This window comes from Chryseobacterium proteolyticum, from assembly GCF_046591535.1.
Lineage (GTDB): Bacteria > Bacteroidota > Bacteroidia > Flavobacteriales > Weeksellaceae > Chryseobacterium > Chryseobacterium proteolyticum.
The window spans coordinates 1-12,459 of the sequence record NZ_JBJLWK010000013.1 but is presented as its reverse complement, the minus strand read 5'-3'; the positions used below and the strand labels follow the sequence as shown (position 1 = coordinate 12,459).

The window sequence follows — 12,459 nt, the reverse complement described above, 5'->3', positions numbered from 1 at the left end:
GTATAGTTATAAAACAAAAAAGTCTCATACAAATTCATGTATGAGACTTTTAATAAAAACTGGCGGCGACCTACTCTCCCGCTTGTCGCAGTACCATCGGCGCTGGTGGGCTTAACTTCTGTGTTCGGAATGGGAACAGGTGAGCCCCACCGCTAAAACCACCCTAAAGAAGGTATATAAGATATCAGAGGATAGATTTCAGATTTCAGACCTATTATAAAGTCTCTTATCTGATGTCTTGTATCTGACATCTGTTTTATCGGTAAATTTCATCACAAAGGCAAAACCAGTATTGCACTTATAAGACTTGAATTAGTGTAACCTATAGGCTATAAATCTACGGGTAATTAGTACTACTCGGCTATGCTGTTACCAACTTTACACCTGTAGCCTATCAACGTGGTCATCTCCCACGACCCTTAAAAGATGTCTCATCTTGAGGCGAGTTTCGCACTTATATGCTTTCAGTGCTTATCTCTTCCAAACATAGCTACTCAGCGGTGCACCTGGCGGTACAACTGATACACCAGAGGTTTGTTCAATTCGGTCCTCTCGTACTAGAATCAAGCCCTCTCAAACATCTAACGCCCGCAATAGATAGAGACCGAACTGTCTCACGACGTTCTGAACCCAGCTCGCGTGCCACTTTAATGGGCGAACAGCCCAACCCTTGGGACCTTCTCCAGCCCCAGGATGTGACGAGCCGACATCGAGGTGCCGAACCTCCCCGTCGATGTGAGCTCTTGGGGGAGACTAGCCTGTTATCCCCGGAGTACCTTTTATCCTATGAGCGATGGCCCTTCCATACGGAACCACCGGATCACTATGTCCTGCTTTCGCACCTGATCGACTTGTAGGTCTCACAGTCAAGCACCCTTATGCCATTACACTCTACGCACGGTTACCAAGCGTGCTGAGGGTACCTTTGAAAGCCTCCGTTACTCTTTTGGAGGCGACCACCCCAGTCAAACTACCCACCACGCAATGTCCTTCCTAAAGGAAGTTAGGCTCCAAGTAAGTAAAGGGTGGTATTTCAACGTTGACTCCACAAACACTAGCGTGCCTGCTTCATAGTCTCCCACCTATCCTACACATTACTTACTCAAAGTCAATACGAAGTTATAGTAAAGGTTCACAGGGTCTTTTCGTCCCATTGCGGGTAATCGGCATCTTCACCGATACTACAATTTCACCGAGCTCGTGGCTGAGACAGTGCCCAGATCGTTACACCATTCGTGCAGGTCGGAACTTACCCGACAAGGAATTTCGCTACCTTAGGACCGTTATAGTTACGGCCGCCGTTTACTGGGGCTTCAGTCAAACGCTTCGCTTACGCTAACGCCCTTCCTTAACCTTCCAGCACCGGGCAGGTGTCAGACCCTATACAGCATCTTTCGATTTAGCAGAGTCCTGTGTTTTTGATAAACAGTCGCCTGGGCCTCTTCACTGCGGCCACCATTGCTGATGGCGTCTCTTCTTCCGAAGTTACGAGACTATTTTGCCTAGTTCCTTAGCCACGACTCACTCGAGCACCTTAGGATTCTCTCCTCGACTACCTGTGTCGGTTTTGGTACGGGTTGCTTCACTTCGGCTTTTCTTGGAAGCACTTTCCCTGCAGCAGCTTCGCCCGAAGGCTAGGCCTTGACTATTCCGTCAGTCTCCAGCAGGTACGGCACTCCGTCCCCTTTTTAGTGTGAGCAAGTATGGGAATATTAACCCATTGTCCATCCACTACCCCTTTCGGGTTCGCGTTAGGTCCCGACTAACCCTCAGCTGATTAGCATGGCTGAGGAAACCTTAGTCTTTCGGTGAGGGGGTTTCTCGCCCCCTTTATCGTTACTTATGCCTACATTTTCTTTTCTGTCCGCTCCACAATACCTCACGATACTGCTTCGGCGCAAACAGAATGCTCCCCTACCAGATGTACATTGTACAAATCCATAGCTTCGGTAATATGTTTATGCCCGATTATTATCCATGCCGGACCGCTCGACTAGTGAGCTGTTACGCACTCTTTAAATGAATGGCTGCTTCCAAGCCAACATCCTAGCTGTCAATGCAGTCCAACCGCGTTGCTTCAACTTAACATATATTTGGGGACCTTAGCTGTTGGTCTGGGTTCTTTCCCTCTCGGACATGGACCTTAGCACCCATGCCCTCACTGCTGATCAACATTTATTAGCATTCGGAGTTTGTCAGGAATTGGTAGGCGGTGAAACCCCCGCATCCAATCAGTAGCTCTACCTCTAATAAACTTATAATCAACGCTGCACCTAAATGCATTTCGGGGAGTACGAGCTATCTCCCAGTTTGATTGGCCTTTCACCCCTACCCACAGGTCATCCGAAGACTTTTCAACGTCAACCGGTTCGGTCCTCCACTCTGTGTTACCAGAGCTTCAACCTGCCCATGGGTAGATCACAAGGTTTCGCGTCTAATCCTACTAACTATACGCCCTATTCAGACTCGCTTTCGCTCCGGCTCCGGACCTGAAGTCCTTAACCTCGCTAGTAAAATTAACTCGTAGGCTCATTATGCAAAAGGCACGCCGTCACCCAACTTGTGGGCTCCGACCGCTTGTAGGCGTACGGTTTCAGGTTCTATTTCACCCTTCTATTCGAAGTGCTTTTCACCTTTCCTTCACAGTACTTGTTCACTATCGGTCTTTCAGGAGTATTTAGCCTTGGAGGATGGTCCCCCCCATATTCAGACAGGATTTCACGTGTCCCGCCCTACTCATTTATCATCTATATATACCTTTCGAATACCGGGCTATCACCGTCTATGGCCGCACTTTCCAGTACGTTCTTCTAAATATATAAAGACTTTTGGGCTAATCCGCTTTCGCTCGCCACTACTTACGGAATCTCTTCGATTTCTTTTCCTCCGGGTACTTAGATGTTTCAGTTCTCCGGGTTTGCTCCTCTTACGAGGTAATACATCTTCAATGTATTGGGTTGCCCCATTCGGACATCTGCGGATCAATTCGTGTGTGCCAATCCCCGCAGCTTTTCGCAGCTTACCACGTCCTTCGTCGCCTCTGAAAGCCTAGGCATCCGCCATACGCCCTTAACGATTTCTTTCCTATTTTTAGGTTACTCAAGCACTTATAAGTGCTCGGTTTTCTCTTTGTGATGTCTTTACCGTTAATGTCAATGATCTTTATTTCTTCTGTATTAATGTAAAACGTATTCATGTATCAATGACGGCTCTCGTCATGAGGTTTACATGCTTCTTTTTTACATATACAAACTGTGGAGAATAAGGGAGTCGAACCCTTGACCTCCTGCGTGCAAGGCAGGCGCTCTAGCCAGCTGAGCTAATTCCCCCTCTAGTAGACTTCAGATATCAGATCCTAGATCTCAGACTTAATGTCTCATGTCTTATATCTGATCTCTTCCCGTCTTATAATTAGTAGTCTCGGGCAGGCTCGAACTGCCGACCTCTACATTATCAGTGTAGCGCTCTAACCAGCTGAGCTACGAGACTGTCTTGTTAGACTTGCAGATTCAAGATCCCAGATATCAGACTTACATGGTCTTTCTTCTTCTATCTTTCCTCTTGTCTCTCTTCCCTTTACTAATTTCTAGTGGGTGTTGTATTTTTTTATATATCAACCAAATAAAAAACTAAAGCTTCTCTTTAAGTAAGTACATGGTACACTTAAGTACCTTTATTTTGTTTAACGTTCTTCAACGCTCTAAAATGAGATGTTCCAGCCGCACCTTCCGGTACGGCTACCTTGTTACGACTTAGCCCTAGTTACCTGTTTTACCCTAGGCAGCTCCTGTTACGGTCACCGACTTCAGGTACCCCAGACTTCCATGGCTTGACGGGCGGTGTGTACAAGGCCCGGGAACGTATTCACCGCGCCATGGCTGATGCGCGATTACTAGCGATTCCAGCTTCATAGAGTCGAGTTGCAGACTCCAATCCGAACTGAGACCAGCTTTCGAGATTAGCATCCAGTCGCCTGGTAGCAGCCCTCTGTACTGGCCATTGTATTACGTGTGTGGCCCAAGGCGTAAGGGCCGTGATGATTTGACGTCATCCCCACCTTCCTCTCTACTTGCGTAGGCAGTCTCACTAGAGTCCCCAACTGAATGATGGCAACTAGTGACAGGGGTTGCGCTCGTTGCAGGACTTAACCTAACACCTCACGGCACGAGCTGACGACAACCATGCAGCACCTTGAAAAATGTCCGAAGAAAAGCCTATTTCTAAGCCTGTCATTTCCCATTTAAGCCTTGGTAAGGTTCCTCGCGTATCATCGAATTAAACCACATAATCCACCGCTTGTGCGGGCCCCCGTCAATTCCTTTGAGTTTCAAACTTGCGTTCGTACTCCCCAGGTGGCTAACTTATCACTTTCGCTTAGTCTCTGAATCCGAAAACCCAAAAACGAGTTAGCATCGTTTACGGCGTGGACTACCAGGGTATCTAATCCTGTTCGCTCCCCACGCTTTCGTCCATCAGCGTCAGTTAAGACATGGTAACCTGCCTTCGCAATTGGTGTTCTAAGTAATATCTATGCATTTCACCGCTACACTACTTATTCCAGCTACCTCTACCTTACTCAAGACCCGCAGTATCAATGGCAGTTTCATAGTTAAGCTATGAGATTTCACCACTGACTTACGAGTCCGCCTACGGACCCTTTAAACCCAATAAATCCGGATAACGCTTGCACCCTCCGTATTACCGCGGCTGCTGGCACGGAGTTAGCCGGTGCTTATTCGTATAGTACCTTCAGCTACCCTCACGAGGGTAGGTTTATCCCTATACAAAAGAAGTTTACAACCCATAGGGCCGTCATCCTTCACGCGGGATGGCTGGATCAGGCTCTCACCCATTGTCCAATATTCCTCACTGCTGCCTCCCGTAGGAGTCTGGTCCGTGTCTCAGTACCAGTGTGGGGGATCACCCTCTCAGGCCCCCTAAAGATCATTGACTTGGTGAGCCGTTACCTCACCAACTATCTAATCTTGCGCGTGCCCATCTCTATCCACCGGAGTTTTCAATATCTAATGATGCCATCAAATATATTATGGGGTATTAATCTTCCTTTCGAAAGGCTATCCCCCTGATAAAGGTAGGTTGCACACGTGTTCCGCACCCGTGCGCCGCTCTCTAGATCCCGAAAGATCTATACCGCTCGGCTTGCATGTGTTAGGCCTCCCGCTAGCGTTCATCCTGAGCCAGGATCAAACTCTCCATTGTATGTTTGTCTGACTCACTCAAAGTTTTGACGCTTTAGTTTTTCCTTACTTGGTTGTTATATTGTATTTCAATGATCTCTTTTCTTCCGCTTTTCTCTAAAGCTTTCTTTCTGTCGTTTTTGCTTTAGATTTGCGAGTGCAAAAGTAATTAATGTTTCTGAACTGACCAAATGTTTTTGAAGAAAATTTTAAAGTTTTTTATGTAACCTTAATCCCTCTCTAACACTTATCTCAATTTTACTCCGCGCTCCCTTAATTGGGACTGCAAAGATACAAACTTTTCTCAATTTTCAAAATAAATTATTATTTATTTTTTTAAATCTTCGTTTATAATTACTCTCTTCTGCGCTACCTACTATCTCTCGTTTTCAGTGGGGCAAAAGTACATCTTATTCACCACACAATCCAAATCATTTTATACTTAAATTCATATTTAGTTCATATTTGGTCTTAACTCACTGATAAGCAACTTCAAAAATTTCGATGCTTTTTCCTGGGTTTAGAGTGATAAAGGTAAAGACATAAGAGAAAACAGCTATAACAAGGGAAAAGGGAAAAAATAAAAGCTATAAAATGAAGGGTTTTCTATGGAAAAATGGAGGGTTGAGACAGGAAAAAGAGGAAGTAGAAAGGGAAAAGTAAGGAGAAAAATGGAAAATGAAGTGCTGAAAAGTAAAGAAAAAAAAATATCTGACTAAAAAACGACTGCAATAAATTCGCTTTAAACACAACAAAAAATATGATGTAGCATTTTATAAGATCAATAAGTATCAATTTATTCTTTATTCTTTATTCTTTATTCTTTATTCTTTATTCTTTATTCTTTATTCTTTATTCTTTATTCTTTATTCTTTATTCTTTATTCTTTATTCTTTATTCTTTATTCTTTATTTAAATTTCCTCCTCTTATTTCGCACATAATAGATAGCTGTATAATAAATCAGCATACTTATTACTGGTAAAGGTAGAAGATAGAATCTTTATATGATCCCTCCTATTATATTGATGTTCGTAGCCCATATCATTATGCCCGGTATTAAAGTATAGATCATATTATATCTTGTATTGCTCCGGATGGTAGGATAAAATCTGTGAGCTCAAATTTCCTAGGATTTAGATCCTGTTCCTAAAGGAAAGCTTTTTCATCAATTGCAATATACTATTGGGATATCTTTATTCCGGATAAGGTCATTCTTCCAGGCATATAATTCATTAAGCCGTGCATGCAATAACAATATGGAATAATTTATAATTGATTAAGATATTATTGATGATTGATGATTAAAACCTAAAAGTTGAAAATTAAAAATGGAAAGTTTTTAAGTTGGCTAAAGCCACTATGATTTTGGAGGCTATTACTGAAGGGCTAAAGACCACCTCTATTGATGAAAGCTTGTAAAAGAATAAAGAGCCTAAAGTAGTAGTAGTAGTAGTAGTAGTAGTAGTAGTAGTATTAGTTGTTGTTGTTGGCGGAGTAAAATACAAAGACCTACTAACTATGAATCATAAATGATCAGTGATGATTGATAATTGAGTGCTATTAATTGATATTTGTCTGTTAATCAATAATGATTGATAAATGATGATTGATCTTTTATCATTTATAATTCATCAATGATCATTTATCTTTTATTGCTATGGTGTAGTAGGTATAGATATGTATAGGTATAAAAACAAAGAAGTCTCATACAAATTCATGTATGAGACTTTTAATAAAAACTGGCGGCGACCTACTCTCCCGCTTGTCGCAGTACCATCGGCGCTGGTGGGCTTAACTTCTGTGTTCGGAATGGGAACAGGTGAGCCCCACCGCTAAAACCACCCTAAAGAAGGTATATAAGATATCAGAGGATAGATTTCAGATTTCAGACCTATTATAAAGTCTCTTATCTGATGTCTTGTATCTGACATCTGTTTTATCGGTAAATTTCATCACAAAGGCAAAACCAGTATTGCACTTATAAGACTTGAATTAGTGTAACCTATAGGCTATAAATCTACGGGTAATTAGTACTACTCGGCTATGCTGTTACCAACTTTACACCTGTAGCCTATCAACGTGGTCATCTCCCACGACCCTTAAAAGATGTCTCATCTTGAGGCGAGTTTCGCACTTATATGCTTTCAGTGCTTATCTCTTCCAAACATAGCTACTCAGCGGTGCACCTGGCGGTACAACTGATACACCAGAGGTTTGTTCAATTCGGTCCTCTCGTACTAGAATCAAGCCCTCTCAAACATCTAACGCCCGCAATAGATAGAGACCGAACTGTCTCACGACGTTCTGAACCCAGCTCGCGTGCCACTTTAATGGGCGAACAGCCCAACCCTTGGGACCTTCTCCAGCCCCAGGATGTGACGAGCCGACATCGAGGTGCCGAACCTCCCCGTCGATGTGAGCTCTTGGGGGAGACTAGCCTGTTATCCCCGGAGTACCTTTTATCCTATGAGCGATGGCCCTTCCATACGGAACCACCGGATCACTATGTCCTGCTTTCGCACCTGATCGACTTGTAGGTCTCACAGTCAAGCACCCTTATGCCATTACACTCTACGCACGGTTACCAAGCGTGCTGAGGGTACCTTTGAAAGCCTCCGTTACTCTTTTGGAGGCGACCACCCCAGTCAAACTACCCACCACGCAATGTCCTTCCTAAAGGAAGTTAGGCTCCAAGTAAGTAAAGGGTGGTATTTCAACGTTGACTCCACAAACACTAGCGTGCCTGCTTCATAGTCTCCCACCTATCCTACACATTACTTACTCAAAGTCAATACGAAGTTATAGTAAAGGTTCACAGGGTCTTTTCGTCCCATTGCGGGTAATCGGCATCTTCACCGATACTACAATTTCACCGAGCTCGTGGCTGAGACAGTGCCCAGATCGTTACACCATTCGTGCAGGTCGGAACTTACCCGACAAGGAATTTCGCTACCTTAGGACCGTTATAGTTACGGCCGCCGTTTACTGGGGCTTCAGTCAAACGCTTCGCTTACGCTAACGCCCTTCCTTAACCTTCCAGCACCGGGCAGGTGTCAGACCCTATACAGCATCTTTCGATTTAGCAGAGTCCTGTGTTTTTGATAAACAGTCGCCTGGGCCTCTTCACTGCGGCCACCATTGCTGATGGCGTCTCTTCTTCCGAAGTTACGAGACTATTTTGCCTAGTTCCTTAGCCACGACTCACTCGAGCACCTTAGGATTCTCTCCTCGACTACCTGTGTCGGTTTTGGTACGGGTTGCTTCACTTCGGCTTTTCTTGGAAGCACTTTCCCTGCAGCAGCTTCGCCCGAAGGCTAGGCCTTGACTATTCCGTCAGTCTCCAGCAGGTACGGCACTCCGTCCCCTTTTTAGTGTGAGCAAGTATGGGAATATTAACCCATTGTCCATCCACTACCCCTTTCGGGTTCGCGTTAGGTCCCGACTAACCCTCAGCTGATTAGCATGGCTGAGGAAACCTTAGTCTTTCGGTGAGGGGGTTTCTCGCCCCCTTTATCGTTACTTATGCCTACATTTTCTTTTCTGTCCGCTCCACAATACCTCACGATACTGCTTCGGCGCAAACAGAATGCTCCCCTACCAGATGTACATTGTACAAATCCATAGCTTCGGTAATATGTTTATGCCCGATTATTATCCATGCCGGACCGCTCGACTAGTGAGCTGTTACGCACTCTTTAAATGAATGGCTGCTTCCAAGCCAACATCCTAGCTGTCAATGCAGTCCAACCGCGTTGCTTCAACTTAACATATATTTGGGGACCTTAGCTGTTGGTCTGGGTTCTTTCCCTCTCGGACATGGACCTTAGCACCCATGCCCTCACTGCTGATCAACATTTATTAGCATTCGGAGTTTGTCAGGAATTGGTAGGCGGTGAAACCCCCGCATCCAATCAGTAGCTCTACCTCTAATAAACTTATAATCAACGCTGCACCTAAATGCATTTCGGGGAGTACGAGCTATCTCCCAGTTTGATTGGCCTTTCACCCCTACCCACAGGTCATCCGAAGACTTTTCAACGTCAACCGGTTCGGTCCTCCACTCTGTGTTACCAGAGCTTCAACCTGCCCATGGGTAGATCACAAGGTTTCGCGTCTAATCCTACTAACTATACGCCCTATTCAGACTCGCTTTCGCTCCGGCTCCGGACCTGAAGTCCTTAACCTCGCTAGTAAAATTAACTCGTAGGCTCATTATGCAAAAGGCACGCCGTCACCCAACTTGTGGGCTCCGACCGCTTGTAGGCGTACGGTTTCAGGTTCTATTTCACCCTTCTATTCGAAGTGCTTTTCACCTTTCCTTCACAGTACTTGTTCACTATCGGTCTTTCAGGAGTATTTAGCCTTGGAGGATGGTCCCCCCCATATTCAGACAGGATTTCACGTGTCCCGCCCTACTCATTTATCATCTATATATACCTTTCGAATACCGGGCTATCACCGTCTATGGCCGCACTTTCCAGTACGTTCTTCTAAATATATAAAGACTTTTGGGCTAATCCGCTTTCGCTCGCCACTACTTACGGAATCTCTTCGATTTCTTTTCCTCCGGGTACTTAGATGTTTCAGTTCTCCGGGTTTGCTCCTCTTACGAGGTAATACATCTTCAATGTATTGGGTTGCCCCATTCGGACATCTGCGGATCAATTCGTGTGTGCCAATCCCCGCAGCTTTTCGCAGCTTACCACGTCCTTCGTCGCCTCTGAAAGCCTAGGCATCCGCCATACGCCCTTAACGATTTCTTTCCTATTTTTAGGTTACTCAAGCACTTATAAGTGCTCGGTTTTCTCTTTGTGATGTCTTTACCGTTAATGTCAATGATCTTTATTTCTTCTGTATTAATGTAAAACGTATTCATGTATCAATGACGGCTCTCGTCATGAGGTTTACATGCTTCTTTTTTACATATACAAACTGTGGAGAATAAGGGAGTCGAACCCTTGACCTCCTGCGTGCAAGGCAGGCGCTCTAGCCAGCTGAGCTAATTCCCCCTCTAGTAGACTTCAGATATCAGATCCTAGATCTCAGACTTAATGTCTCATGTCTTATATCTGATCTCTTCCCGTCTTATAATTAGTAGTCTCGGGCAGGCTCGAACTGCCGACCTCTACATTATCAGTGTAGCGCTCTAACCAGCTGAGCTACGAGACTGTCTTGTTAGACTTGCAGATTCAAGATCCCAGATATCAGACTTACATGGTCTTTCTTCTTCTATCTTTCCTCTTGTCTCTCTTCCCTTTACTAATTTCTAGTGGGTGTTGTATTTTTTTATATATCAACCAAATAAAAAACTAAAGCTTCTCTTTAAGTAAGTACATGGTACACTTAAGTACCTTTATTTTGTTTAACGTTCTTCAACGCTCTAAAATGAGATGTTCCAGCCGCACCTTCCGGTACGGCTACCTTGTTACGACTTAGCCCTAGTTACCTGTTTTACCCTAGGCAGCTCCTGTTACGGTCACCGACTTCAGGTACCCCAGACTTCCATGGCTTGACGGGCGGTGTGTACAAGGCCCGGGAACGTATTCACCGCGCCATGGCTGATGCGCGATTACTAGCGATTCCAGCTTCATAGAGTCGAGTTGCAGACTCCAATCCGAACTGAGACCAGCTTTCGAGATTAGCATCCAGTCGCCTGGTAGCAGCCCTCTGTACTGGCCATTGTATTACGTGTGTGGCCCAAGGCGTAAGGGCCGTGATGATTTGACGTCATCCCCACCTTCCTCTCTACTTGCGTAGGCAGTCTCACTAGAGTCCCCAACTGAATGATGGCAACTAGTGACAGGGGTTGCGCTCGTTGCAGGACTTAACCTAACACCTCACGGCACGAGCTGACGACAACCATGCAGCACCTTGAAAAATGTCCGAAGAAAAGCCTATTTCTAAGCCTGTCATTTCCCATTTAAGCCTTGGTAAGGTTCCTCGCGTATCATCGAATTAAACCACATAATCCACCGCTTGTGCGGGCCCCCGTCAATTCCTTTGAGTTTCAAACTTGCGTTCGTACTCCCCAGGTGGCTAACTTATCACTTTCGCTTAGTCTCTGAATCCGAAAACCCAAAAACGAGTTAGCATCGTTTACGGCGTGGACTACCAGGGTATCTAATCCTGTTCGCTCCCCACGCTTTCGTCCATCAGCGTCAGTTAAGACATGGTAACCTGCCTTCGCAATTGGTGTTCTAAGTAATATCTATGCATTTCACCGCTACACTACTTATTCCAGCTACCTCTACCTTACTCAAGACCCGCAGTATCAATGGCAGTTTCATAGTTAAGCTATGAGATTTCACCACTGACTTACGAGTCCGCCTACGGACCCTTTAAACCCAATAAATCCGGATAACGCTTGCACCCTCCGTATTACCGCGGCTGCTGGCACGGAGTTAGCCGGTGCTTATTCGTATAGTACCTTCAGCTACCCTCACGAGGGTAGGTTTATCCCTATACAAAAGAAGTTTACAACCCATAGGGCCGTCATCCTTCACGCGGGATGGCTGGATCAGGCTCTCACCCATTGTCCAATATTCCTCACTGCTGCCTCCCGTAGGAGTCTGGTCCGTGTCTCAGTACCAGTGTGGGGGATCACCCTCTCAGGCCCCCTAAAGATCATTGACTTGGTGAGCCGTTACCTCACCAACTATCTAATCTTGCGCGTGCCCATCTCTATCCACCGGAGTTTTCAATATCTAATGATGCCATCAAATATATTATGGGGTATTAATCTTCCTTTCGAAAGGCTATCCCCCTGATAAAGGTAGGTTGCACACGTGTTCCGCACCCGTGCGCCGCTCTCTAGATCCCGAAAGATCTATACCGCTCGGCTTGCATGTGTTAGGCCTCCCGCTAGCGTTCATCCTGAGCCAGGATCAAACTCTCCATTGTATGTTTGTCTGACTCACTCAAAGTTTTGACGCTTTAGTTTTTCCTTACTTGGTTGTTATATTGTATTTCAATGATCTCTTTTCTTCCGCTTTTCTCTAAAGCTTTCTTTCTGTCGTTTTTGCTTTAGATTTGCGAGTGCAAAAGTAATTAATGTTTCTGAACTGACCAAATGTTTTTGAAGAAAATTTTAAAGTTTTTTATGTAACCTTAATCCCTCTCTAACACTTATCTCAATTTTACTCCGCGCTCCCTTAATTGGGACTGCAAAGATACAAACTTTTCTCAATTTTCAAAATAAATTATTATTTATTTTTTTAAATCTTCGTTTATAATTACCCTCTTCTGCGCTACCTACTATCT

General features: G+C 44.8%; 4 tRNA genes and 6 rRNA genes. All 10 read right to left on the bottom strand.

Annotated elements, in window-relative coordinates:
- Window positions 1-57: 57 nt before the first annotated feature.
- A 5S ribosomal RNA gene (rrf, locus tag ACJ5H0_RS22930) occupies window positions 58-166 on the bottom strand.
- Window positions 167-327: 161 nt separating this feature from the next.
- Window positions 328-3,083 (bottom strand): 23S ribosomal RNA (locus ACJ5H0_RS22925).
- Window positions 3,084-3,255: 172 nt separating this feature from the next.
- A tRNA-Ala gene (locus ACJ5H0_RS22920) sits at window positions 3,256-3,329 on the bottom strand.
- An 86-nt stretch (window positions 3,330-3,415) separates the two neighbouring features.
- Window positions 3,416-3,489: transfer RNA gene (locus ACJ5H0_RS22915), tRNA-Ile, on the bottom strand.
- Between the two features lie 214 nt (window positions 3,490-3,703).
- Window positions 3,704-5,220, bottom strand: a 16S ribosomal RNA gene (locus tag ACJ5H0_RS22910).
- A 1,716-nt stretch (window positions 5,221-6,936) separates the two neighbouring features.
- A 5S ribosomal RNA gene (rrf, locus tag ACJ5H0_RS22905) occupies window positions 6,937-7,045 on the bottom strand.
- Between the two features lie 161 nt (window positions 7,046-7,206).
- Window positions 7,207-9,962, bottom strand: a 23S ribosomal RNA gene (locus ACJ5H0_RS22900).
- 172 nt (window positions 9,963-10,134) lie between these two features.
- Window positions 10,135-10,208, bottom strand: a tRNA-Ala gene (locus tag ACJ5H0_RS22895).
- Window positions 10,209-10,294: 86 nt separating this feature from the next.
- Window positions 10,295-10,368 (bottom strand) — tRNA-Ile (locus ACJ5H0_RS22890).
- A 214-nt stretch (window positions 10,369-10,582) separates the two neighbouring features.
- A 16S ribosomal RNA gene (locus ACJ5H0_RS22885) occupies window positions 10,583-12,099 on the bottom strand.
- The 16S, 23S and 5S rRNA genes sit together here with 4 tRNA genes alongside, the layout of an rRNA operon.
- Window positions 12,100-12,459: the final 360 nt, after the last annotated feature.